We start from the raw sequence: 22,783 nt of genomic DNA, 5'->3' as shown, positions 1-22,783 counted from the left end.
AGTCTTTGCTTCGTTCAACAGGTGTCATCGCGCGAACAGCCCCGACGGTTTGAAGAGCAGGATCAGCAGCATCGCGCCGAGATACGAGAACGCCGCGATCGTCGGACTGGCCACCGTGCTGACGGCAGCCTGGGTGAAGCCGAACACCATGCCGACGATCAGCGCGCCGAGCACCGAGCCCGGCCCGCCGATAATCATGATGGCGAACGCCGTGATCGACATCGTCCACGCCACGGTGAGATCGAAGCTGTAGGCCAGCGCGAACAGGATGCCGCCGGCGAAGATCACCGCGTTGCCGAGCGCGAAGGACAGGCTGTAGCTGGCCTTGACGTTGACGCCGCGCAGCGCGGCGGCGTCGCGGTTCTGGAACACGGCGCGGATCGCGCGGCCGTAGCGGTGAAAGCGCAGCAGCGCGAACAACGCGGCAAGGATCGCCAGCGCCAGTGCCAACACGACCAAGCGATTCGTGGCGATCGGCAACGGCCCGACGAAGGTGATGCCGCTGACCAGCGGCGGCAGCTGGAATTGGTCACTCCAGCGCCCATAGGTCGACGAGAATATGCCGGTCAGGATCTGGGTGATGCCCAGGCTCAGGACGAAATAGGAGATGTTGCGATTGGGCACGTCGTAGAATCGTCGCACCAGTACGTATTCCAGCGCGTAGGACAGCGGCACGCTGACGCCGATCACCAGGATCGCAGCGATCGCCGGGTGCACGCCCCAGCTGACCGTCATGGTCCAGCCGAACAGCGCGGCCAGCACGAAGAACTGGCCGTTGGCGGCGTTCGGCATCCAGATCGAGCCGTAAACGATCGTGACGCCGACCGCGACGAGCGCGAAGATCGAGCCCAGGATCAACCCGGTCGAGATGGTCGACAGAAGAATGATGAGATTCGCGTCGGACACGCGTGCTACTCCTCGGGAGAGACGGGCCGCCGGCAAGCGGCGGCCCTGATGATCACTTGACCAAGGTGTAGACCGGGATCACTTCCGGATCCCATTCGATGTAGAAGCTCTGCTTCGCCTTGTAGGTCTTCGGCGCCACGTCGCTGATCTGCATGAAGTACATGTACTCCATGCGGGCGCCGTTCTTGTCGAACTCGATCGGCACGCCAGACGTCGTCTCCTTGGTCTTCAGCGCCGACATCGCATCGCGGAACTTCTCGCGGTCGTCCGCAGCTTCCGGATTCTTGTCGATCGCCTCGCGGATCACGTTGGCGGTGACGTAGCAGAAGTTCTCGCCGTAGGACGGTGGGCGGTCGTTCTGGGCGATGAAGTCCGAGACGAAGGTCTTGCCCTCGGGCGTCAGCGAGTCGAGATTGGAGTCGAAGAACGTGCCGTAATACGATCCGACGCTGCGCTTGCCCCAGTTGATCACCTGGGTGGTGATGCCGAACGGATGGATGATCTGCTCGGGCTTGACGCCGAGATCGAGCAGCTGGTTGGTGATGGTGTTGTCAAAGCCGCCGGCGCCGGAAACGACGACGAAGTCCGGCTTGGCGGCGAGGATCTGCGCCGCCTGGACGGTGGCGTCGCTCGAGCCCTGCGGGAAAGCGATGTCGGCGACGATGCTCAGGCCCGAGCGCGGCGCCTGATACTTGATGCCCGCAGTGATCGCGCGCATCAGCGCGTAGTCGGAATAGATCATCGCGATCTTGCCGCCGGGCTTCTGCTTCTCGACGAACTTCGAGATCGCGTAGCCCCAGCCGACCGCGTCGGGTTCGAGCCGGAAGGTGTAGCGCGTGCCCGGCTTGGTCAGCTGCGGAAACGCCGCCACCGGCACCACGAACGGCACCTTGTTCTGCTCGGCATAGCCGTACACAGCAAGGCCGGTGTCCGAGCTGGTCGGACCGCTGAGCGCCAGCACCTTGTCCTGAACGTCGAGGCTGCGCGACGCGGCGACCGCTTGCGCCGGGCTGGTCTGATCGTCGGCAATGACGAACTCGATCTTGCGCTTACCGGGAGGGTTGAGGTTCTTTTCAGCGAGCTTCAGACCGGCGACGCAGCTGGTGCCGAAGAAGCTCCATGGACCGGTGAGTTCGGTGACGAAGCCGATTTTGACGGGCGGCTTGTCCTGCGCCATCGCCGTCATGGAGACGAGCGTCATCGACGCCGACGCCATGGCGACGGCTAACACGGAAGATCGAGGTGTCATGTTGGTTTCCTATCCCTTGGATTTGCTTTTTGTTTTGTCGGCGACCGGCGGATCTGATGCCCGCCTTGCCGTATCGTGAGTTAGTTAGGCAGCCTCTCTCCGTTTGCCGGAGGCATCGAGCAGCCCGGCATCGATCAGCCCTTGCCGGATGCGCGCGATCTCCGGCTCTTTCAGCTTGACCAGCGGCGGACGGACCACCGCGCGCGGCAACTTGCCGAGCAGCACCAGCGCTTCCTTCATCCGATTGTGCATGTCGACGAACGGATCGGAGTAGAACACGCTGGCGATCGGATTGATCTGGTCGTTGATACGGCGCGCCTCGGCGAGATCGTCAGCCTGCACGGCGCGGAACAGCCGCGCCTGCAGATCGGCGATGACGCTGCCGCTGCCGGATAGCAAACCGTTGCAACCCAGCACCAGCGAACTGAACAGCCACGCGCTGTTGGTCGACAGCACGTTGACCGGGCGGCTGCGCGACTGCAGCACGCGGACCTGCGTCTCGTGCTGCTGCACGCTCTGGGTCCAGTCCTTGATGGCGCGGATGCTGGGCACCTCGTCCATGAGACGCGTCAGCGTCGCCAGCGGATAGCCCTGCCCGGTTGCCAGCGGATACTGGAACAGGATGATCGGCAGATCGGACGCCGCCGCGATGGTCTTGAAGTGCGCGATCGCCATGTCGGCGTTCTGCCCGAGCGTGAACGGCGCCGGCGGAAACACCAGCAGCGCGGATGATCCGCCCGCCTGGGCGCGCTCGGCGATCCGCGCCGCCTCGAGGCTGCCGTCGGCCCAGACGCCGTGCACGATCGGCAGACGATCGCCGACTTCCTCGGTGGTGATCTCCAGCACGCGGCGCTGCTCGTCCGCCGTGCACGACGCGACTTCGGTCGAGTGCGCGTTGACCGTGACTGCCGATAGTCCCTCGACCGCGGCGACGTCGCGCAAGTGGCTGCGGAAGCTCGCCTCGTCGATCGAGAAGTCGTCGTGGAAGGGCAGCAGCACGGCCGGAATGACGCCGTGGGGCATATCGTTCTTGAAGCGGATCATGTCGGTCTCCGGCGTTCCAAAGTCAGGCGTGTCGTTGCAGTTGCAGCGGATAGCGCTCGTCCAGCGGCCACATCAGCGCCAGGCGCGACGCGACTTCGGCCGCCATCGGACCGCAGGCTTCGATCTGAGCACGAGTCATGCGATTGGTCGGCGCCGCCACCGAGACGACGCCGACGCATTCGGTGGCGCCGGACAGCCGCGGCGCCATGATCGGCGCGGCGACGGCGCCGACCCCGACCTCATTCTCCTCGAAAGTTAGCGCAAAACCGCGGCGGGCGGCGGCGTCGAGCTCCTCGCGCAGGGCCTGGTAGGCGACGCGCGTGTGCGGCGTCAGGCGCGGCATGCCGGCTTGCTCGACCAGCTGCGCGGCGCGTTCGAACGGCAGTGTCATCAGCCAGGCCTTGCCGGTCGCGTGGCTGTGCAGGCTGACGTCGAAGTTGAAATTGGGGTCGATGCGTAGCGTGCGTCGCGTGCCGACCACCGCATAGACCCAGATGATCTTCTCGCCGCGTTCGACCACCGACAAACGCACCAGCTCGCCGGTGCGCTCCGCGAGATCCTCCAGCAGGCTCGAGCATTGTCCCAGCAGGCCGGATTGCTGCAGCTGCCGCAGGCCGAGATTGCTGATGCGATAGGTCAGGTAGTAGCGCTGCGCGACGTCATCACGCCAGACGTAGCCGGCGTGTTCCAGCGTTTCGAGCAGGCGGGAGGCGATCGCCTTGTTGACGATCAGTTCGCGCGAGATCTCCGCAAGCGTCAGGCCGTCTGCGGCGCCGGATAGCAGCTGGATCATCTCCAATGCGCGCTCGACCGCCAGCACGGTGGTTTCCACCGGCTTCGCCGCGCCGCGTTTCGCTCCCTCAGAGGCTCCGGCCATCCGGATGTTCTCCACCTCGACGTCGGCCTTTGTGGCCGTTATCGTCGCTGCAATGCCGTTACTCTTCTGGGGTAACGCCGTTACATTAGGTAGCAGCGGCGGTGCGCTGTCAAGCGATGACTTGAGCTGGCGAGCAAGTTTTGCGCGATAACCAGGCGCTCCCGGCACAACCGTTAAATGCGGGATGTTTGCCAGGCCGGGCATTGCTACGCGCGGCTCCGTGCGCGGATGAAATCGGCAGCCTTCTCGGCGATCATGGTCACGGCCGCATTGGTGTTGCCTGACGGGATCGTCGGCATCACCGATGCGTCTGCGATACTCAGACGCCGGATGCCGTGCACGGCAAGTTCGGGTGACACCACGGCCATCGCATCCTGCCCCATCCGTGCCGTCCCGACCGGATGGAAGATCGTCGTCGCGATGTCGCCGGCCGCGCGGGCGAGCTGATCGTCACTCGTGACGGTCGGGCCTGGCTTCAATTCGATCGGGCGATATCCGCTCAGCCGGCGCGTCGCCATCAGCTTGCGGGCGTGCCGGATACTGTCGGCCGCGACGATGCGATCCGCTTCGGTGGACAGATAGTTCGGCCGGATCTGCGGCGCGTCCCCGGGCGACGCGCTGCCGATATGGCAGCTGCCGCGACTCTCGGGGCGCAGATTGCACACCGACACGGTGAGCGCCGGCTCACGATGCAGCGGCTGGCCGAACGCTTCCAGCGACAGCGGCTGGACGTGATACTCGATATTGGCGCTGGCATAGGCGCTGGACGAGCGCGTGAAAATGCCGAGCTGGCTCGGCGCCATCGCCATCGGCCCGCTGCGCCGCAGCGCATATTCCGCCGCGACGCGCAGTTTGCCGGACCAGCCGGCGGTCATGTCGTTCAGCGTGCGCGCGCCGGTGATGCCGAACACGGTGCGGATCTGCAGATGATCCTGCAGGTTCTCGCCGACGCCGGGCAGCTCGTGCTTAACCGCGATGCCGTGCTGCGACAGCACCTCGCCGGGTCCGATGCCCGACAGCTCCAGCAGCTTCGGCGTGCCGATCGCGCCGGACGCGAGCACGACTTCGCGCGTCACATCGGCGCGTAGCCGGCGCCCGGCCCTGCCGAACTCGATGCCGGTCGCATGCCCGTCCGCGAGCGTGATGCGCTCGACCTCGGCGCCGGTTTCGATGCGCAGATTGCGGCGATGCCGGACCGGATCGAGGAACGCCTTGCGGGCGTTCCAGCGCAAGCCGCGGCGCTGGTTGACGGCGAAGTAGCCCGCGCCTTCATTATCACCGCGGTTGAAATCATCGACCGGCGGAATGCCGAGCTCGGCCGCAGCCTCGCGCACCGCATCAAGCACCGGCCAATGCAGCCGCTGCTGTTCGACGCGCAGCTCGCCGCTCACGCCGTGATAATCGTCAGCCGCGCCGTAGTGATGTTCGGACTTGATGAAATACGGCAGCACGTCGTCCCAGCCCCAGCCGGCATTGCCCATCTGGCGCCAGCCGTCATAGTCGGCCGCCTGCCCGCGCATATAGATCATGCCGTTGATCGATGAGCAGCCGCCGAGCACTTTACCGCGCGGATAGTCGAGCGCCCGACCGTTGAGCCCAGGCTCCGGCTCGGTCTTGAAACACCAGTCCAGTCGGCGGTCGCCCATCGTGTACAGATAGCCGACCGGAATATGCACCCACAGCCGATTGTCGCTGCCGCCGGCTTCGAGCAGCAGCACCCGAGCGTTCGGGTCGGCGCTGAGGCGGTTGGCGAGCACGCAGCCGGCCGTTCCGGCGCCGACTACGATGTAGTCGAACTGCCCGATCGATGTCGGCTGCGGCGCGTCCATCGGCTCAGCTGCCTTCCAGCACGACCGTCTGCTGCTGATGGCCGAGCCCATCGATTTCCAGCCGCATCACATCGCCGACCTTGAGATACAGCGGCGGCTTCATGCCGAGGCCGACACCCGGTGGCGTGCCGGTGGTGATGACGTCGCCGGGATGCAGCGTCATGAACCGGCTGAGATAGCTCACCAGATAAGCGACGCCGAAGATCATGGTTTGGGTCGAGCCGTTCTGCCGACTGACGCCGTTGACCTCGAGCCGCATGCCCAGATTGCCGGAGTCCGCGATCTCGTCGGCCGTCACCAGCCACGGGCCCATCGGCGAGAAGGTGTCGTGGCTCTTGCCCTTGGTCCACTGCCCCTGGCGCTCGATCTGCCAGGCGCGTTCGGAGACATCGTTGACGATGCAGTAACCGGCGACGTGCTTCAGCGCATCGGTCTCGGAGACGTTCTTGGCACGGGTGCCGATGACGAAGGCCAGTTCGACCTCCCAATCGGTCTTCTCGGCGTCGGCGGGGATCTCGACCGGATCGTACGGCCCCGAAATCGAGCTGGTAGCCTTCATGAACACGATCGGCTCGGTCGGCACCGGCAGGCCGGATTCGACGGCGTGATCCGAGTAGTTGAGGCCGATGCCGATCAGCTTGCCGACCTTGCCGACGCAGGGTCCGATCCGCACGCCGGCCGGCGCGAGCGGCAGTGTCGCCGGGTCGACCGCGGCGAGCTTGGCCAAGCCTTGCGGCGACAGCGCCGCTCCGTCGATGTCGCCGACCACGCCCGACAGGCTGCGCAGCGCGCCCGCCTGATCGATCAGTCCCGGCTGTTCTTCGCCGATGTTTCCAAACCGGACCAGCTTCATGTCATGCCCCGCGATGAGAAGTTTCGGGCGCGCGCAGCGCCATTTCCAGCCAATAGCTGCCGCGCTGCTCGTCGGCGCGCCGCACGGCGCGCGCCGCATCGCCCGCCGCGATCGGATCCGGCAGCCGCTCCGGCGGCAAGCTCTGCTCGATCAAGGCGAAATACGCCTGCTTGCCCGGCCCGCCGCCATAGATCTTGCGCTCGGAGGTGGTGATGTTGCCGACCGCCGCGTCGGCGCGCCACAGCCGCGCGCGGACCACGCCCTCGCAATGCCCCACCGCTTCGAGCCAGGCGCCGGCGCAATCGTCCTCGTCGCCGTCCGGAAGATCGAACTGCATCGCCGTCACGTAAGGCGCCGGCCACGCGGTCGGGCCGCCGGTCTCGGCGACGCGCGAATAGATGCTGCGCACCGGATTGCGGAAATGCGTCAGCGCCTCGCGCGTCCAGTCGGTCGGCGCATTGAGCGCCGCCATGTAGGCGTCCGACGCCAGCACGCTGGTGGCGTCGGTTTCGTAGAACATCAGAAAATGCGGTGCATCGCTGACCGCGCGATAGCGCCGCCCCTCGATGAAGCCCGGAATGGAAACCCGCTCCGGGATGTGCTCGCAATTGTGCCATTGCTGATAGCGCAGCACGTAGTCGGCATCGATATCGGCCGTAAAGGCCATCAGGCCGGAGCCCGAGGTCGCAGCATTGCTCATGGCGGAATCCGAATGGCTCGAGGAGCGCCGCGACGATCGCGGCGCATGCGACTGATCGCGCTGCGATCAGAACTGGCCTTCGCGCTCTTCGTAATGCGTCGGCTTGTTGTGCGAGGGCATGTCGCGCTGCACCCAGTCAGCGACCCAATCGACCATCCGCGCCAGAGACACCGTCGGATAGCCGTACAGGCGCTGCGCCGCCAGCGTGGTGTTGTACCAGCCGGTCTCGGCTTCAACGCCCTCGTACACCGGCTTGCGGCCGAACTTGCGGCCGAACTCTTCGGCGACCAGTCGCACGCTCATATGCTCCGGACCGCCGACATTCAGCGGCGATGTCGGCGTGGTGGCATGGGCGAGCGCGCCGAGAATCTGGGCGTTGCTGTCACCCTGCCAGATCACCGACGCATAAGCGGTGCCGATCGGAATCGGCGTGCCATCCATGACCCAGCGCGCGATATCGTAGAGCACGCCGTAGCGCATATCGATCGCGTAGTTGAGGCGGATCAGGCGGCCGGGCGTGTTGTGCTGGCGGGAGAAGTACGAGAACATCCGCTCGCGTCCGGCGCAGCTCGTCGCGTAGTCGCCGGCCGCGCTGGGCTGCACCGACTCGTCCCATCCGCCGCCGGAGATCGGCGCGAACGGATACACGCACAGCGTCGAGAACGCGACGATGCGGGACTTGTGGAAACGCTCCGCCACCATTGCGGGAACGTGCGTATTCATCGCCCAGGAGAAGCTCGGATCGACCTCGGTGCCGAACTTCTTGCCCGCCATGTAGACGATATTCGGCACATCCGGCAGCGCTTCGAGCGCGCTGCGATCCAAGAGATCGCACGAGATCGTCTCGATGCCCCAGCTCTCGAGCCGCTCGCGCAGACCCTTCTCCGAGAACCGCGCAACGCCGATCACGCGCTTGTTGGGCGCGGCCCGCTTGGCCATCCGCGCCAGCGTCGGGCCGACCTTGCCGCCGACACCCAGCACCATGATGTCGCCGGGCGCCTGCTCGAGCAATTGCGGCAGCCAGACCGTCGGACGCGACAGCAGCTCTTCGAGCGCCTCCTCGGTCTCGATGGTCGCGGGGAGATCATGCGCCTGCAAGAAGTCGCTCATTTTGTTTCCTCCGTTTTATTAAGCGTTCACTTAATAGTTCGGCATGGGGCTGTCAAGCGCGGCACGGCACGCTTATAGTCAGTTCACGCGCCCTTCAGGGGCGTAGGAAACCCATGATGACGTCGGTAATGAAGGTCTCGCGCTGGCGCAGCCGCGCCTCGGTCATGAAGTCCTGATGCAGGATGACACCGAGCGTGTGGCGGTTCGACAGATAGAAATAGCCTTCGGCGTTGATCGAGATGAACAGGTCGGTCGGATCGACCCCGGCCCGGAACACGCCGCTGGCGACGCCGCGGTCGAGCGTCTCGCGCATGAAGTCGAGCAGCGCGTCATACATGCTGACGATCAGCGGCGAATTCTTGATGTGCCGGGCGTGGTGGATGTTCTCCGACACCAGCAAACCGATCGTTTCGGGCGACTCGATGAACATCCGAAACGTCGAGGCGATCAGGCCGCGCATCGCATCTTCCGGCGAGGCGTTGCGAAGTTCCATGTCCTTATGGTGCGACCGGATTCGCGAATAGGCGCGCTCCATCACGGCGATGAACAGTTTTTCCTTGTTGCCGAAGTAATGGTAGACCAGATTGATATTACAGCGCGCACGCTTGACGACCGCGTCGACGCGGGCGCCGTCGTAGCCACGCAGCGCGAATTCACGGGTTGCCGCATCGAGAATCTTCGCCTTGGTAGCAAGCGGATCCCTGGCGTTGATCTTGGACTTTGCGCGTCGCGTCGTCATCACACCGGCTTCCGGGGCCGATTTGGCCGATCGAATTGGATGGGTCCGTTACGTCATCCCTTATTCGACCGGATTGGTCAAACTTGGAGCAAGCGTAGCCCGGATGCAGCGAAGCGAAATCCGGGACTGTTTGCGCCGCTGATCGGCCGCTCCCCGGATGTCGCTTCGCTCATCCGGGCTACAGCGCTCGTAGGGCGGATTAGCGAAGCGTAATCCGCCACCCGAAACGCGATGGCCAAATACGCTTCGCTATCGCGCCGACGTCCGATACGCATCCCTTTCCTCTCATATTGAAATGCAGACGTTGGCGCGTTAGACCTCAGTGCTTTCCTCCTCCAAGGAAGACCAATGCGACCTCATCCTGAGAGCATGGCATGACCATTTCGGCCACTAGCGTTCGGTTTGACGACCATGCGATGTGGGTCGATCTGTCGGACGGCCGCACCCTCGGCGTACCCTTGGCGTGGTTTCCGCGGCTGCTTCGGGCGACGCCCGCGCAGCGTGCGCAGGTCGAACTGAGCCGCGTCGGGCTGCACTGGGAAGCGCTCGATGAGGACATCTCTGTCGCCGGCCTGTTGGCCGGTCGCGGCGACGTGACGCGAACGTCGGAGACGGTGGCGTAGCAATCGTAGCCCGGATGCAGCGAAGCGAAATCCGGGCACCTGATCATCACTGCCCGTGCCTAGCCTGCGTCAGCAATCGTAGCCCGGGTGAGCGGAGCGATACCCGGGACTGCTGCGCCGCTGATCGGCCGCTCCCCGGATGTCGCTTCGCTCATCCGGGCTACAGCGCTCCGACCGGCGGCTGATGACTTCGCTGCCCTGGCCGCCGGCGAACGCCGCCACGACGTAGGCGTCCACCCCGTCCTGGATCTCGCCGCGTTCCTGCGCCACCCTGCTGCTTTCCCCGCATGCCGGGCCACAAGGACACCACCGATGACCGACACGACCCCTGCCGACGGCCCTCGCCCGCTCGCCGAGATCGCCAGCTATCATGCCCATATCTATTACGACCCGGCGGCGACGCGGCCGGTGGCGGAGCGGCTGGTGCGGTGGATCGGGGAGCGGTTTGCGGTGCAGGTCGGGCGCTGGCACGATGTCCGGGTCGGGCCGCATGACGGCGCGATGATTCAGATCGCATTTGCGACCGACGTGTTCGCGCGCCTGGTGCCGTGGCTGATGCTCAATCACGGCGGCCTGAGCATCCTGGTGCATCCCAACACGACGAACCCGCGGCGCGATCATGCGGCGGACCCGTTCTGGATCGGCCGCGCGCTGGCGATCCATGACGACAGGCTGCCGAGCGAGGCAACGGCCGAGGCCGCGCCGGTGGTGAATACCACGCCGCATCTGGTGCCGTGAGGCGCGCAGCAAGCGTAGCCCGGATGCAGCGAAGCGAAATCCGGGGTCTTGCGCTGATCAAGGCGCCGCCCCCGGATTGCGCTGCGCTCCATCCGGGCTACGGCCACTCGACGAGGGCGTCGGCCGCACGCAGCGAGGCTTGGACGGATCCCCTATTCTCCAAGCGCGGTCAATCCGCCAAACCGAATACAAAAGCCAAAGCCGCTCCCACGCGAGCCATATCCTGGCCGCCGAGACGCCCGATCGCTTTACCGATCCGTTCGCGCCTGACCGTGACCGGCTTGTCGGCCATCACCTGCGAGCGAACCCGCAATCCATTGTCCGGCCGAGGTTCGATGGTCACTCGGAAGTCGGAGGCTTCGGTCAACTCTGACGTCAACTGACAGACGACGACGGAGGCATGGGTTTGCGGAAAAGCATCTGTCTGGACAATGACCGCTGGGCGCGGCTTACCGTAATCGCCGGCCGCGGCGACGGTGACGAGATCACCGCGGCGCATCTGAATCGAACTCCGAAACGGATTCGATCCACGCCAACGCCTGTCGTTCGGCGTCCGGGTCCAACCTGGCGACGTGCCTCGCAACCCGCCGCCTCACCGTCCGTGAACGGGCATCGGCGACGATCAGACGCACTTCCCGCAGCCCACGCGCTTGGCGCTGCGCAGAACTGAGCTTCATCCGGTCGGCTGCGGTCATCGCACACTCCACCACATCACCTCAACGTAGCGCCTGACGAGCGCGCCGCAAGTCCATTTTGGGTCGCGCCGCCGACCGTCGAGCGTGGCCGGCACTGCGTAGCCCGGGTGAGCGCAGCGATACCCGGGGCGTTTTCGCCGCGGAGAGGCCGCTCCCGGATATCGCTGCGCTCATCCGGGCTACGGTGCTCATCCGGGCTACGGACGGCGCAACTACGCGCCGCGGTCGACGGTGCGGTCGCGGCCTGCCGCCTTGGCCTGGTACAGGCGGCTGTCCGCCAGCTTGTACAGCGCCGTCCAGTCGCCGGCCTCGCGGATCGTCGCCACGCCAAAACTCGCGGTCACCGCCCGGTCGCCGAGCGCGGGGATGCGGCTGCTGGCGATCGCCTTGCGCAGCCGCTCGGCGCATTCGGCGGCGTCGGACCGTGACGCGTCCGGCAGGAACACCGCGAATTCCTCGCCGCCGAGCCGGCCGATCAGATCGCCCTTGCGCGCGGTGCGGCGCAGGATGGCGCCGATCTCCTGCAGCACGACGTCGCCGACGTCATGACCGAAGCCATCGTTGATCGATTTGAAATGATCGACGTCGCACAGGATCAGCGACGCGCCGTCCGGCGCGCGGCGCAGCGGCGGCGCGAGCGCGGCCTCGAAGCCGCGGCGGTTCAAGAGGCCCGTCAGATGGTCGAGATCGCGTTCGCGGCGCAGATCCTCCATCAGGTCGGACACCGACGCCGCCAGGATCGCCATCGCCAGCGCGGCGCCGAGCACGGCGAGCGACAGCTGCAGCGTCTGCCAGAACACCGAGTCGGCAAAGCCAAGTGGACCACCCGACGGAGCCGACACGCCGACCGTGAACACCGTACGCGGAAAGAAGTGCAGCCCGAACAGCAGCAGCGTCCAGAACAGGATGCGGTCGACCAGCCGGCTGCTGCGCAACTGCGACAATCTCAGCGCCGCGACGCACAGCAACAGCCCGTAGCCGAAATTCTGCACATAGATGCGCGCCAGCAGGCTGCGATCGACGTAGAAGAAATAATACAGCGCCAGCGAAAACGCCGCGAAGATCGCGACGTCGATCCACACGCCGAACGCCCTGCCCGAGCGGATCAGCACGCCCTCGACCGCCGCGATCACCGCGCAGCTGTAGAGCGCGCCCGACACCATCGCGTTAAGGCCGGTGTCGCGCGGCACGTACAGGATCTGGCTCGACGCGCCGAGCGCAAACAGCGCACAAGCCGCGGCCAGCAGGCTAAGATACGGCCGCCGGTCGTAGCTCCACGCCGCCAGAAACGCCAAGCCGAACACGCCGATGATGCCGGGCCCGATCAGGGACAGCGTAACTCTGACAACCGACCCCTGCATTTCGAACGTCGCGACCTCATCGTTGAAGCCCGCGTGTTGTGCATGGAACCGCTGTCCAAATCCACACCACACCCGCTGCAATTTTAGCGATTGCAAAGTGCGTATCGGGTAGCCCGGGTGAGCGCAGCGATACTCGGGGTCTTCGCGCCGCGGAGAGGCTGCTCCCGGATGTCGCTGCGCTCATCCGGGCTACGGGCTCCCTCTTGACAAAATTCCTACTATGACTATAATCCGCTCCGTCCTGTCCGTGGGGGGCGCTTCGCGAGGCGTCGTCAAGCGGGACAGATCGGCGGGCCGGGTCACCGGTTCGGCGATGGTTCGGCGGAGCCGGCCCGGTGGGTTGGTGAAACCGGACGGACGCGGCGTCCTGCGCGTTGCGGTTCGCACCCGCGCGCCCGGGAGGCCGAGGGCCACCGTCCGCCGCTACTACGAGCGGCCGCCGCTTCAGAGGCTGGACGGGTACGGTCGAGGCCGGGGAAAGCCCGCAAGCTCGCCGTGTCCCGGAAGAACGGTCCTTCGGCCAAAAGATCGCCGCAGGTGGGCGCGCCGCGAGGCGTCGCGCGATGGTTCGCAGCCATCGCGAACTCACCACCCTTTGCGCCGACCGGCGCGCCCCCGCCCCTCGCTGTGAAGCGACAGGCGCACAGCTCGGGCTCAGCGGAGCCGCGAGATCGATGAACCGTGGCCGCTTGCTAACACGCAGAGCCGGCGCCCGTCCGATGGGTCGAGCGCAGCGAAACCCATCGCCACGTACGTTGCGTGACCGTGGGTTTCGCCGCGCTCTCCCCACGCTCCAGCAGATGCCGGGATCGTCCTCATCTCATTTGATCCTTGCCGCGCCCGCACCTCGATGCCCGGCGCCGCGTCGTTAGGAACCCTGCTCGACACGGCCAGTTGAGCCCGGCTTCTTCTTTCCGTCAGTTCGACACAGAAAGTCCGCCATGTATCACCACGTCAAGAAACTGATGTTCACCGTCCGCGTCGACGAACCCGACGTCCGCTTCGGCAACATGCTGCTCGAGCAGTTCGGCGGCGCCAATGGCGAGCTCGCGGCCGCGATGCAGTACTCGATCCAGGGGCTCAATTGCGAGGATCCGGACCGCAAGGATCTGCTGATGGATATCGGCACCGAGGAGCTCAGCCATCTCGAAGTGGTCGGCTGCCTGGCGCGGATGCATCTGAAGCCGTCGAAATTCGACCGCCAGGCCGCCGAGGCCGATCCGCTGATCGCGATCGCCGGCGGCGGCGGCGTCAATCTGTTCAACTCGCAGGGCAATCCCTGGACCGCGGACTATCTGAAGATCACCGGCGAGCTCGACGTCGATCTGCGTAGCAACATCGCCGCCGAAGCGCGCGCCAAGATCGTCTATGAACGGCTGATCAATTTCTGCGACGATTCCGGCACCAAGGACGCGCTGCAATTCCTGATGACGCGCGAAATCACCCACATGAAGGCGTTCGCCGCCGCGCTGGAAAGCATGAAGAAGCCCGCGTTCTCGATCGGCGCGATCGCGCCGACGCCGGGGCTGGTCGATCAGTACTTCAACGATTCCACCGGCGCCGGCGACGAAGGCGAGATCGATACGCGCGGACCGTGGAACGAGGGCGGCGACTGGGAATACGTGTCCTCGCCTGCGCTGCAGCAGCCCGCCGCCGACGACGCGACGCCGATCATCGCCGAGAGCGCGCCGCCGCCCGGCGACGAGGAGATGAACGAGCTCCTGGTCGACGAGCTGCGCGACATCCTCCACGCCGAAAAGCAGGTGCTGAAGGCGCTGCCCAAGATGATCAAGGCCGCGCGGTTCGACCGCTTGCGCGAATTGTTCGAGTTGCATCTGCAGGAGACCGAGCAGCAGGTCGAGCGCCTCACCGAAAGCCTGTCGCTGCTCGGCGCGCCGGCGCGCGCCAAGCCGTGCAAGGGCATGATGGGGCTCGTCGAGGAAGGCGAGGAAGTGATGGCGGAAGGCGAAGCCAAGTCCGACGCCGCCGCCGATCTCGGCCTGATCGGCGCCGCGCAGCGGGTCGAGCACTACGAGATCTCCGCCTATACCACCGCGAAGAATCTCGCGCAGCAGCTGCGCCATTCGGCGATCGTCGCGCTGCTCACCACCTCGCTGGCCGAGGAGCAGAACGCCGATCAGCTGCTCAACCAGGTCGCCCGCACCTTGATGTCGGTCGCCAGAATGCCGGCCGCAATCGAGCAAACCGAGCTCGACGCCTGAGGCTGAAGCGAAGCCGGCGCCCCGCGCGCCGGCTTCGTAGCTCCGTAGCCCGCGTGAGCGCAGCGATACGCGGGACCCCACGCCTCAGAATTCCCGCATGTCGCGTCGCTCATGCGGGCTACGCTTCCGCGCCTTGTCCACCCAGGCGCGCTTGACGAATTCGTTCGAATTGTTCGAGCGCCGCCGAGGATGTCGTAAACTCTGACTTGTAAGCTCCCGCGCAACGGCCCAACTATCAAATGATAGCTGGGCATCTCAGCGAGGGAGTGATCGACTTTGGTGGACGTCGCGAAAACCATCTCCTGCTTCGGCATTGCCGTGGCGCTGGCCTGCCTGGCCCAGCCCGGCGCCGCCCAGCCGCGCTACGAGGCCCGCGAGGGCGGGACCTATCTGCGCTATCTCAACGACAACGAGGCCGAGCCGCGCGGCGCCCCGCCGACGCTGCTGATGAGTTTCGGCGGAGAGCCGGTGCGCGCGGTGATGGACACCGGCTCGACCGGCATCGTGGTCGCGGCCTCGAGCATTCCGAACATCGACGGCCTGCGCCAGATCGGCCCCGGCACGCTGACCTATTCGAGCTCCGGCCGGATCATGCGCGGCCGCTGGGTCGAGACCCGCGTCACCATCGGCGGCGCCAATGATCAGAGCGTGACCACCAAGCCGATCGCCGTGCTCGCGGTGGAGCGGATCGACTGCGTGCCCAACGCGCGTAACTGCGAGCCGAGCGACGCGCCGCGCCACGTGGCCATGCTGGGGATCGGCTTCGCCCGCGAGGGCGATCACCAGAGCCAGAGCACGCCGGACAAGAACCCGTTCCTCAACCTGCCCGGTATGGGCAGCATGGGCGCGCCCGGCGCGCTGCGGCGCGGCTATGTGGTGACGCGCGCCGGCGTCCATGTCGGCCTGACCGCCGCCAACACCCGCGGCACCTATCACTTCGTGCAGTTGCAGCGCGCCGCCGACGGCCGCGACTGGGGCCCGCTGCCGGCCTGCATCACGCTGGAAGGCGCCGCCCCGGCCTGCGGCACCGCGCTGATCGATACCGGCGTGTCGGTGATGTATCTGACCCTGCCGCCGGACCGCATGGCCGATCGCACCACGGAGGGCGAGCGCGGCCGCACCATCGCGCCCGGCGCGCGGCTGTCGATCCGCTTCGGCGAGAGCGAGGCCGCGCATCCGCCGGGCTACGGCTTTGCCGCCGGCGACCCGGCCAACCCCGCCGCACCCGAGCGCATCGTGCTGGTCGGCGGCGAAAACCGCCCGACCTTCGTCAACACCAGCGTCCACGCCCTCAACGCGTTCGACTATCTGTTCGACGCCGATGACGGCGTCGTCGGCTTCCGCATGATCGATCGCTGAGACGAGCGGAGGTGTTGAAGTTAAGCATCCGGCTGAGCGCAGCAAAGACCATCGCGGCACGTCGTGCGCGCCGCGTCGGCTTGCTGCGCTCCCCCCGCCCCCGACGCGACGCGCGCCTCACGCCTTCAGCCGTTTCTTGTAAGCCACCGGATCCATGTCGCGGATGTCGACGCTCAGGCTGGTAATATCCGGGCAATGCTCGACCAGCGTCCGACGGAGCGCGATGCTGAGCGTCTCCTTCTGCTCCGGCGTGCGGCCGCTCAGCAGGTACACGGCAAGATGCACGAAGCTGTCGCGCCGGCCGGCGACCAGATAGTCGTCGAAGCCGCGCGCCCGCACCTTGATGTCGGCCGCATTCATCACGCCGGTCGCCGCGGCAGCAATTGCGAGTTGCTCCATCACGGCGGCCACGCGGTCGCGGCCGAGATGATCGCCCGAATAGTCAATCACGAGATGCGGCATCGATCCCTCTGCGGTTCGCTGACAATCGTCTCCGAGATGTTCTTTGGCGCTGCCGCGTCCACGGTCAAGTGGTGGTGCACCGCTCCGGGAAATGCACTATGGTCGCCGCGATTGTGCATTCGGCCGTCTGTGATATCAGCGGTCCTCGATCTTGATCGGTGCGGAAGGGACAGTCATGCAACCGCAGATCTCTGGATTTTGCCCTATCTGCGAGAGGCAGGTGACATTTCAAATGTCGAAGCCCGACTTCTACCGATCCCTGCAGTGCAGCGAATGTCAGTCGGGGCCTCGCCAGCGCGCGCTGTGGTTCGCCTTGAACCGCTTCCGCCCGAAATGGCGTGAACTATCGGTCCACGAGAGTTCGCCCGGCTGGGATCTCGTCAGCCGACGGCTGACAGCGGAATGCAAAAACTACACGGCCTCACAGTACGATCCCAATCTTTCACCCGGCGAGATCGTCGATGGCACCAGGCTGCCCTGCAAGAAATACATCGTCCAGAACCTGGAGCGACAAACGTTCGCCGACGAATCCTTCGACCTGGTCGTCACTCAGGACGTCTTCGAGCACATCTTCGATCCATTCAAAGCCATCGCCGAAATCGCCAGAACGCTGCGACCAGGCGGAGCGACGATCATGTCGGTCCCCGTTGTCAGAAAATTCAACCCCAGCCAGCGGAGAGCTCGCTTGACCGGCGACGGGGCGATCGAATTCATCCTCTCGGCTGAGTATCACGGCAATCCGGTCAGCGGAGACGGGGCTCTCGTCACTGTTGACTGGGGATACGACATCGCGGCACTCCTCGCGCGCGCGTCGGGGTTGTGGTTCATCATGCAGACATTTGAAAACATGGACTACGGCATCCGCGACGAATGCAATCAGATCCTGATCGGAATGAAGAGCCCGCTGCCGACGCTCGAATGAGGGCTCCAGGCCTGGTGCAAACCCATTGCCGGGGTGGGGATGAGTTCGAGTTCGCCCCGCCCTCACCCGTTCATCAAATCATGGATCTCCGCGCGAATTGGCCCGTCCCCGATCCGTAGCGTCGCCAGAGTAATCGGCAGCTTGAAGCGGCGCGGGCCTGCGCTTCCAGGATTGAGCATCAGCACGCCGCCATGCGTCTCGACCTTCGGCACATGAGAGTGGCCGCTGATGACCACGTCGATTCCGGCTGGCGCCGGATCAATCGACAGGGTCTTGAGGTCGTGCAGCACGTACAGCGTCCGGCCGGCGACCTGCAGCCGTTCGGTCTCCGGAAAGACACGCGCCCAGGCGCCGCGGTCGATATTGCCGCGGATCGCCGTCACCGGCGCAAGTGCGCGCAGGGCGTCGATGATGGCGACATCGCCGATGTCGCCGGCGTGGATGATGGCGTCGACGCCGGTCAAGCGGGACAGTGCCTCGGGCCGCAGCAGCCCGTGCGTGTCCGAGATCACGCCGACCAGGACCATCCGGACGTCAGGCCTGTCGCGTCCGGGCCCGCGGGGCAGCGTTGGCGCGCAGCTTGCGCTCGCTCTGCGGCCGGCCTTGCGCCGGCGTCTTGCCGCCCGGCGCACCAGTGCGCAGCCAACGCAATGCCTGAGCCATTCCAACTAACCGCGTCGATCGCTTGCTGGTGAGCATGCTCCACCTCTCAGGATATCAATTGATCGGACGCGTTTTGGTTCAGTACCTCGGACACCTACGCGGAATAAAGGATCGGCGCCCCACATGTCGTGAGACGCGCAGATCGCGATCCAAACGCTCGAAGTTGGTACGCGAAGCGTTTTCGGAGCGGCCACTTGCTGATCCCGAGGCCGTGAACTGCGCACGCCCCGGAATGCTGGATCGGCTCAGTGCCTGCGCCGAGGCGCCTTAGGCTGGGCGGCGGTCTGCGGCGCACGTTCGATGTCGGTCAGGCGACCGGCCGTGAAGGTATAAATGCCGGCGCGCGGGCCCTTCGAATAGGTCAGCACCGCGACGCGGTCACCGCGCGGATTGGTGGACAGGCCGACATTGTCCGGCGTACCAAGGCCACGGGCAACGTCGCATTCAGTGTGACCGAGCGCCACCGTGCCGCCGCGCGGTGTGGCATCGCCGGCCGCGGCTGGATCGGTTCCGGGCGGCACCATGCCGGGACAGGCGCCGTCAGCGCTGATCATGTCCTCCGGCGTCACCGGCTTGTCCGGCGTCAGTGGCGGAGTTTCAATCGAGATATTCTTGATGAACACCCGACCCGGTCGCGAAAACCATTCAGCGTCACGCGAGAAGTAATCCGACGCGTTCGAACAGCCGGCGAGCAGCGGCGCGGCCAGCACCAGCGCGAGCAACGCTGGTCGGCAGTTAAGCTTGTCTTGCACGATCGATTGTGTCCCATCCCGCGGCATAAGCATCTGTCCAAACATCGATTTACGGCACGACCGTGACCGCCGTGGCGGTTGCATCTCCGAGCTTCACACTATCGTTAATGCCGACCGCCGGCTATTGCCGCCGCTGCCAGCGGCCGTCGGCGTCGGCCTGCCAGTAGGTCGCCTCGAAGCCCCTCGCCTTGCACTGCTTCCACGCCTCGCGCGCCATCGCCACGGCGTCGTCATCGTCGCCATCGAACAGCAGCACCATGCGTTCGTAGCTTTCCGCATCGACCGGCAACGCCGCATTGTCGAGCAGAAACCGCACCGACGCGGCGTTCGGGTTACTGTCCTCTGCGGTCAGTAGGATCGGCTGCTGCGCCGCATCGGCCACTCGCCAGGTCGCGTGCGGCAAAAACGAATCATCGCGATAGGTCCACAGGTGGCCGTCGAGGGCGTCGGCGCGCTCTTCGGACCCGGCCTGCACGACGACGCGCCAGCCGCGCGCCAGCGATTTTTCGAGCAACGGCGGCAGCACCTGCTCGATGGTCCGTCCCTGCAGATGATAGAACAGCACTTCCGTCATCGCATCCGAACTACTTCTTGGCTTCGTAGTACTCCGCCACGAGCGCGTTCAGCAATCGCACGCCGTAGCCCGAACCCCAGCTGCGGTTGATGTCGGTCTTTGGGGCGCCCATCGCGGTGCCGGCGATATCGAGATGGGCCCACGGCGTGCCGTCGACGAAACGCTGCAGGAATTGCGCCGCGGTGATCGAGCCGCCGTTGCGCGAGCCGGTGTTCTTCATGTCGGCGAACTGAGAATCGATCTGCTTGTCGTATTCCGGCCCCAGCGGCATCCGCCACACCTTCTCGCCGGTCGACAGGCCGACCTCGGTCAGCCGCTGCGCCAGTTCGTCGTTGTTGGAGAACAGCCCGGCGTGGTCGGTGCCGAGCGCCACCATGATGGCGCCGGTCAGCGTCGCGAGATCGACCATGAATTTCGGCTTGTGCTTCTGCGCCACGTACCACAGCACGTCGGCCAGAACGAGCCTGCCTTCGGCGTCGGTATTGATGATCTCGATGGTCTGTCCCGACATCGAGGTGACGATGTCGCCCGGCCGCTGCGCGTTGCCGTCCGGCATGTTCTCGACGAGGCCGATCGCGCCGACCACGTTGACCTTGGCCTTGCGCGCCGCCAGCGCGTGCATCAGGCCGACGACGCAGGCCGCGCCGCCCATGTCGCCCTTCATGTCTTCCATGCTGGCCGCTGGCTTGATCGAGATGCCGCCGGTGTCGAAGCACACGCCCTTGCCCACGAAAGCGATCGGCTGCTCACCCTTTTTGCCGCCGTTCCAGCGCATGATCACGGTGCGGCCGTCGTGCTCGGAGCCCTGCGACACGCCGAGCAGCGCCCCCATCTTCAGACGGGTCATCGCCGGCACGTCGAGGATCTGCACTTCGACGCCGAGCTTCTTGAGCTGCGCCGCGCGCTTGGCGAATTCGTCCGGATACAGCACGTTCGGCGGCTCATTGACGAGCTCGCGGGCGAGCACGACGCCGTCGACCACGGCGCCGGCCGAGGCGAACGCCTTCTTGGCCGCGGCGACATCGGCGACCGCGAGCGATACCGCGATGTTCACCGGCTCCTGCTCGTCGTCCTTCTTCTTGGTCTTGTAACGATCGAATTTGTAGGCGCGGAGCAGAATGCCGGAGGCGACCGACGCCGCCTGCTCCGCATTCATCGCGCCGCCAGGCAGATCACCGATCACCGTCACAGCGCTGTCGGCCGCGCCGATCTTGCCGGCGACCGCGCCGCCGAGCTTGAGCACGTCGAAATCCTTGAGATCCGTCGCCTTGCCGGCGCCGATCACGATCAGCCGGCCGAGCTTCAGTCCCTCGGGGGCCAGCAAGTCCAGCGCCGAACCCGCTTTGCCCTTGAACCGGCTTGCCGCCGCAGCACGCTTCACGGTGCCGGCCGCTTCGCCGAGCGCCTTGCTTGCAGCGGCTCCGAACTTCAACGCCTCGTCGCAAAACACGACCAGCGTACCGCGGGCGGCAGCAGAAAACGGGACGAAGCCGACCTTGACGGCGTCGGACATGGGCATTCCTCCAGGTGGGCGAGCGGGTTGCCGGGAGCCGGCGAGAAACAAATGCTACCGGTTGTTTTGGAGCGCGGCGCCGTCAAGTCAAGCCGACATCTGCATCAGCCCGTCGTGTCCGCGGGCGCGAACGCGCCGAATCGACCGCCGACCGCAACGCGCCAACACGACGTCAGCCACCCTCCTTAGTGGAGCTTTGGATCGAAATTTACCTCCTTGGCCCCCCAAATCGTGGCCGCGGGGGTACAGTTAAACAACATTAACCATGTCCAGATGCCGCCGTCCGTCAGCCATTTTGTTGACAGATCAGATAGATGGTAATGCGAACGTGGGACGGCCCGACCGGTCGGCTGCCATGGGGAGGATCCGTTCGGGTCCTTGGCGCCGGTCGACGGGCACACGGGGATTTCGCCGGCCGATGGGCTCCATCGATAGCTATATTTTCCGCACGACTCTGACGTCGTTTGCGGTGGTGATGGCCAGTCTCACCGGCGTGATCTGGATTACGCAGGCCTTGCGCGGCATCGACTTGATGACCAGTCAGGGCCAGACCATCCTGACGTTTCTGGGCCTGACAGGTCTTGCGGTTCCGGTGCTGATTCTGGTCATCGCGCCGGTGGCATTGATGATTGCGGTCGCGCATACGCTGAACCGCCTCGCCACTGATTCCGAGATCATCGTGATGAATGCAGCCGGCCTGTCGCCGCTGCGGCTGTTCCGCCCCTTTGTGTATGCCACCATGGTGGTGTCGGCTATCGTCATTCTGATCGGCGCCTACATCGCCCCCGATGGGCTGCGCCGAATCGCGCGCTGGGACAGCGAGATCACCGCCGATGTGCTCGCCAACGTGCTGCAGCCGGGACGGTTCGCGCAGCTCGAGCAAAACCTGACCATCCGGGTGCGCGAGCGCCAGCCCGGCGGTCTGTTGGTCGGCGTTTTCATCGACGACCGCCGCGATCCCAACGACCGCATCAGCATCATCGCCGACCACGGGACGGTGGTGAAGAACAAAGACGGCTCGTTCCTGGTGCTCGATGACGGTCATCTCGAACGCTTCCAGGGCAACCAGCAGGAGCCGGCCCTGGTGGCGTTCAGCCGCTATGCGTTCGACATGTCGAAGTTCTCGCGCGCCCGCGATGTCGCCTACGGGATTCGCGAGCACTATCTATGGGAGCTGATCTGGCCGGACCCGAACGATCCGCTGCTCAAGCAATTGCCGACGCAATTCCGATCCGAGATGCACGACCGCCTGCTGGCACCGATCTATCCGTTCTTCTTCGCGGCGGTCACCTTCGCGTTTCTCGGCCTCGCCCGTACCACGCGGCAGAGCCGGAACTTCTCGATGGTCGGCGCGGTCCTTTGCGCGTTCGTGATCCGGCTGATCGGTTTCGCGTTGTCGGTGATTGCCAACCAGACGCCTTACGTTGCGGGACTGCAGTATCTGCTGCTCGCCGCGGCGATCGCCATCAGCGTCTGGCTGATCCACCGGAATGTAGTGATCGAGCCGCCATCGCAGCTTGTCGACGCGATCAACGCCCTCAACACATCTTTCCGCCGGCTGATCCGGCGGCCGATGCCGGCCTGAGGTGCGC

At 65.5% G+C, this 22,783-nt stretch carries 23 protein-coding genes; 6 read left to right on the top strand and 17 right to left on the bottom strand.

The annotated features are described in order from the left end of the window. Positions 1-24 precede the first annotated feature (24 nt). The 9 genes from D4Q52_RS01710 to D4Q52_RS01670 form a co-directional block, all read right to left on the bottom strand. Positions 25-906, bottom strand: coding sequence for a branched-chain amino acid ABC transporter permease (locus tag D4Q52_RS01710; protein ID WP_182915192.1), 882 nt, complete (start codon positions 904-906; stop codon positions 25-27). A gap of 52 nt (positions 907-958) precedes the next feature. Then, positions 959-2,107 (bottom strand): ABC transporter substrate-binding protein, encoded by a 1,149-nt coding sequence (locus D4Q52_RS01705; protein ID WP_182915191.1) that lies wholly within the window; start codon positions 2,105-2,107, stop codon positions 959-961. A gap of 132 nt (positions 2,108-2,239) precedes the next feature. Beyond that, positions 2,240-3,199: a dihydrodipicolinate synthase family protein gene (locus D4Q52_RS01700; RefSeq protein WP_119854781.1), complete on the bottom strand. Its 960-nt coding sequence runs from the start codon at positions 3,197-3,199 to the stop codon at positions 2,240-2,242. Between the two features lie 22 nt (positions 3,200-3,221). Next, entirely contained in the window at positions 3,222-4,076 is an 855-nt protein-coding gene (locus tag D4Q52_RS01695) for an IclR family transcriptional regulator (protein WP_182915190.1), read from the bottom strand. Between the two features lie 206 nt (positions 4,077-4,282). Further along, positions 4,283-5,905: a GMC family oxidoreductase gene (locus D4Q52_RS01690; protein ID WP_119854779.1), complete on the bottom strand. Its 1,623-nt coding sequence runs from the start codon at positions 5,903-5,905 to the stop codon at positions 4,283-4,285. A 4-nt stretch (positions 5,906-5,909) separates the two neighbouring features. Further along, positions 5,910-6,758, bottom strand: coding sequence for a fumarylacetoacetate hydrolase family protein (locus D4Q52_RS01685; protein WP_119854778.1), 849 nt, complete (start codon positions 6,756-6,758; stop codon positions 5,910-5,912). Between the two features lies 1 nt (position 6,759). Beyond that, positions 6,760-7,458, bottom strand: coding sequence for a DUF4286 family protein (locus tag D4Q52_RS01680; protein WP_119854777.1), 699 nt, complete (start codon positions 7,456-7,458; stop codon positions 6,760-6,762). A gap of 66 nt (positions 7,459-7,524) precedes the next feature. Further along, complete coding sequence (locus D4Q52_RS01675; protein ID WP_119854776.1) at positions 7,525-8,568, bottom strand: NAD-dependent epimerase/dehydratase family protein; 1,044 nt, start codon at positions 8,566-8,568, stop codon at positions 7,525-7,527. 94 nt (positions 8,569-8,662) lie between these two features. Further along, positions 8,663-9,307 (bottom strand): TetR/AcrR family transcriptional regulator, encoded by a 645-nt coding sequence (locus D4Q52_RS01670; RefSeq protein WP_119854775.1) that lies wholly within the window; start codon positions 9,305-9,307, stop codon positions 8,663-8,665. Between the two features lie 374 nt (positions 9,308-9,681). Here D4Q52_RS01670 and D4Q52_RS01665 point away from each other — a divergent pair, with 374 nt between their 5' ends. Then, complete coding sequence (locus D4Q52_RS01665) at positions 9,682-9,930, top strand: DUF2442 domain-containing protein (RefSeq protein WP_119854774.1); 249 nt, start codon at positions 9,682-9,684, stop codon at positions 9,928-9,930. Between the two features lie 312 nt (positions 9,931-10,242). Beyond that, positions 10,243-10,668 (top strand): DOPA 4,5-dioxygenase family protein, encoded by a 426-nt coding sequence (locus D4Q52_RS01655; protein ID WP_119854772.1) that lies wholly within the window; start codon positions 10,243-10,245, stop codon positions 10,666-10,668. A gap of 169 nt (positions 10,669-10,837) precedes the next feature. Here the strand turns inward: D4Q52_RS01655 and D4Q52_RS01650 are convergent, their stop codons facing one another. The 3 genes from D4Q52_RS01650 to D4Q52_RS01640 all read right to left on the bottom strand — a co-directional run bounded on the left by D4Q52_RS01650 (position 10,838) and on the right by D4Q52_RS01640 (position 12,724). After that, positions 10,838-11,167 (bottom strand): type II toxin-antitoxin system PemK/MazF family toxin, encoded by a 330-nt coding sequence (locus D4Q52_RS01650; protein WP_119854771.1) that lies wholly within the window; start codon positions 11,165-11,167, stop codon positions 10,838-10,840. Further along, entirely contained in the window at positions 11,154-11,363 is a 210-nt protein-coding gene (locus D4Q52_RS01645; protein WP_234831025.1) for a hypothetical protein, read from the bottom strand. Before D4Q52_RS01645 ends, D4Q52_RS01650 begins: the two co-directional genes overlap by 14 nt. A 212-nt stretch (positions 11,364-11,575) precedes the next feature. Continuing rightward, positions 11,576-12,724: a GGDEF domain-containing protein gene (locus D4Q52_RS01640; RefSeq protein WP_119854770.1), complete on the bottom strand. Its 1,149-nt coding sequence runs from the start codon at positions 12,722-12,724 to the stop codon at positions 11,576-11,578. A gap of 941 nt (positions 12,725-13,665) precedes the next feature. Between D4Q52_RS01640 and D4Q52_RS01635 the strand changes: the two genes are divergently transcribed. Together D4Q52_RS01635 and D4Q52_RS26670 are read left to right on the top strand one after the other, a co-directional pair. Then, positions 13,666-14,946 carry a DUF892 family protein gene (locus D4Q52_RS01635; RefSeq protein ID WP_119854769.1) on the top strand — a complete coding sequence of 427 codons (1,281 nt, stop codon included), beginning with the start codon at positions 13,666-13,668 and terminating at the stop codon, positions 14,944-14,946. A 279-nt stretch (positions 14,947-15,225) separates the two neighbouring features. After that, positions 15,226-16,305 carry a hypothetical protein gene (locus D4Q52_RS26670; protein WP_234831024.1) on the top strand — a complete coding sequence of 360 codons (1,080 nt, stop codon included), beginning with the start codon at positions 15,226-15,228 and terminating at the stop codon, positions 16,303-16,305. A 117-nt stretch (positions 16,306-16,422) separates the two neighbouring features. On the opposite strand, the gene D4Q52_RS01625 is transcribed toward D4Q52_RS26670, so the two are convergent. Beyond that, a complete protein-coding gene (locus D4Q52_RS01625) occupies positions 16,423-16,767 on the bottom strand; it encodes a 5-carboxymethyl-2-hydroxymuconate Delta-isomerase (protein ID WP_119854768.1) in 345 nt (114 codons plus the stop codon). Between the two features lie 232 nt (positions 16,768-16,999). On the opposite strand from D4Q52_RS01625, the gene D4Q52_RS01620 reads away from it, so the two are divergent. Beyond that, on the top strand, positions 17,000-17,689 hold the full coding sequence (locus D4Q52_RS01620) for a class I SAM-dependent methyltransferase (RefSeq protein ID WP_210210119.1): 690 nt from the start codon (positions 17,000-17,002) through the stop codon (positions 17,687-17,689). A gap of 62 nt (positions 17,690-17,751) precedes the next feature. Here D4Q52_RS01620 and D4Q52_RS01615 read toward each other — a convergent pair whose 3' ends face one another. From D4Q52_RS01615 to D4Q52_RS01600, 4 genes are all read right to left on the bottom strand, one after another. Beyond that, entirely contained in the window at positions 17,752-18,216 is a 465-nt protein-coding gene (locus tag D4Q52_RS01615; RefSeq protein WP_119854766.1) for a metallophosphoesterase family protein, read from the bottom strand. A gap of 381 nt (positions 18,217-18,597) precedes the next feature. Further along, the gene (locus D4Q52_RS01610; RefSeq protein ID WP_119854862.1) at positions 18,598-19,104 is read right to left on the bottom strand and encodes a hypothetical protein; all 507 of its coding nucleotides are present in this window, start codon (positions 19,102-19,104) and stop codon (positions 18,598-18,600) included. 121 nt (positions 19,105-19,225) lie between these two features. Beyond that, positions 19,226-19,678: a DNA polymerase III subunit chi gene (locus D4Q52_RS01605; protein ID WP_119854765.1), complete on the bottom strand. Its 453-nt coding sequence runs from the start codon at positions 19,676-19,678 to the stop codon at positions 19,226-19,228. 10 nt (positions 19,679-19,688) lie between these two features. Beyond that, a complete protein-coding gene (locus D4Q52_RS01600; RefSeq protein WP_119854764.1) occupies positions 19,689-21,191 on the bottom strand; it encodes a leucyl aminopeptidase in 1,503 nt (500 codons plus the stop codon). 418 nt (positions 21,192-21,609) lie between these two features. On the opposite strand from D4Q52_RS01600, the gene lptF reads away from it, so the two are divergent. Beyond that, on the top strand, positions 21,610-22,776 hold the full coding sequence (lptF, locus tag D4Q52_RS01595) for an LPS export ABC transporter permease LptF (RefSeq protein ID WP_119854763.1): 1,167 nt from the start codon (positions 21,610-21,612) through the stop codon (positions 22,774-22,776). Positions 22,777-22,783: the final 7 nt, after the last annotated feature.

Source organism: Rhodopseudomonas palustris, assembly GCF_003591005.1.
Lineage (GTDB): Bacteria > Pseudomonadota > Alphaproteobacteria > Rhizobiales > Xanthobacteraceae > Rhodopseudomonas > Rhodopseudomonas palustris_K.
This window is presented reverse-complemented; position numbering and strand designations above follow the sequence as displayed.

Coding starts and splice junctions, on each gene's coding strand:
- D4Q52_RS01705 (WP_182915191.1), bottom strand. CDS start 2,107: ATGACGCTCGTCTCCATGACGGCGATGGCGCAGGACAAGCCGCCCGTC.
- D4Q52_RS01700 (WP_119854781.1), bottom strand. CDS start 3,199: ATGATCCGCTTCAAGAACGATATGCCCCACGGCGTCATTCCGGCCGTG.
- D4Q52_RS01695 (WP_182915190.1), bottom strand. CDS start 4,076: ATGGCCGGAGCCTCTGAGGGAGCGAAACGCGGCGCGGCGAAGCCGGTG.
- D4Q52_RS01690 (WP_119854779.1), bottom strand. CDS start 5,905: ATGGACGCGCCGCAGCCGACATCGATCGGGCAGTTCGACTACATCGTA.
- D4Q52_RS01685 (WP_119854778.1), bottom strand. CDS start 6,758: ATGAAGCTGGTCCGGTTTGGAAACATCGGCGAAGAACAGCCGGGACTG.
- D4Q52_RS01680 (WP_119854777.1), bottom strand. CDS start 7,458: ATGAGCAATGCTGCGACCTCGGGCTCCGGCCTGATGGCCTTTACGGCC.
- D4Q52_RS01675 (WP_119854776.1), bottom strand. CDS start 8,568: ATGAGCGACTTCTTGCAGGCGCATGATCTCCCCGCGACCATCGAGACC.
- D4Q52_RS01670 (WP_119854775.1), bottom strand. CDS start 9,307: ATGACGACGCGACGCGCAAAGTCCAAGATCAACGCCAGGGATCCGCTT.
- D4Q52_RS01665 (WP_119854774.1), top strand. CDS start 9,682: ATGACCATTTCGGCCACTAGCGTTCGGTTTGACGACCATGCGATGTGG.
- D4Q52_RS01655 (WP_119854772.1), top strand. CDS start 10,243: ATGACCGACACGACCCCTGCCGACGGCCCTCGCCCGCTCGCCGAGATC.
- D4Q52_RS01650 (WP_119854771.1), bottom strand. CDS start 11,167: ATGCGCCGCGGTGATCTCGTCACCGTCGCCGCGGCCGGCGATTACGGT.
- D4Q52_RS01645 (WP_234831025.1), bottom strand. CDS start 11,363: ATGACCGCAGCCGACCGGATGAAGCTCAGTTCTGCGCAGCGCCAAGCG.
- D4Q52_RS01640 (WP_119854770.1), bottom strand. CDS start 12,724: ATGCAGGGGTCGGTTGTCAGAGTTACGCTGTCCCTGATCGGGCCCGGC.
- D4Q52_RS01635 (WP_119854769.1), top strand. CDS start 13,666: ATGTATCACCACGTCAAGAAACTGATGTTCACCGTCCGCGTCGACGAA.
- D4Q52_RS01625 (WP_119854768.1), bottom strand. CDS start 16,767: ATGCCGCATCTCGTGATTGACTATTCGGGCGATCATCTCGGCCGCGAC.
- D4Q52_RS01620 (WP_210210119.1), top strand. CDS start 17,000: ATGTCGAAGCCCGACTTCTACCGATCCCTGCAGTGCAGCGAATGTCAG.
- D4Q52_RS01615 (WP_119854766.1), bottom strand. CDS start 18,216: ATGGTCCTGGTCGGCGTGATCTCGGACACGCACGGGCTGCTGCGGCCC.
- D4Q52_RS01605 (WP_119854765.1), bottom strand. CDS start 19,678: ATGACGGAAGTGCTGTTCTATCATCTGCAGGGACGGACCATCGAGCAG.
- D4Q52_RS01600 (WP_119854764.1), bottom strand. CDS start 21,191: ATGTCCGACGCCGTCAAGGTCGGCTTCGTCCCGTTTTCTGCTGCCGCC.
- lptF (WP_119854763.1), top strand. CDS start 21,610: ATGGGCTCCATCGATAGCTATATTTTCCGCACGACTCTGACGTCGTTT.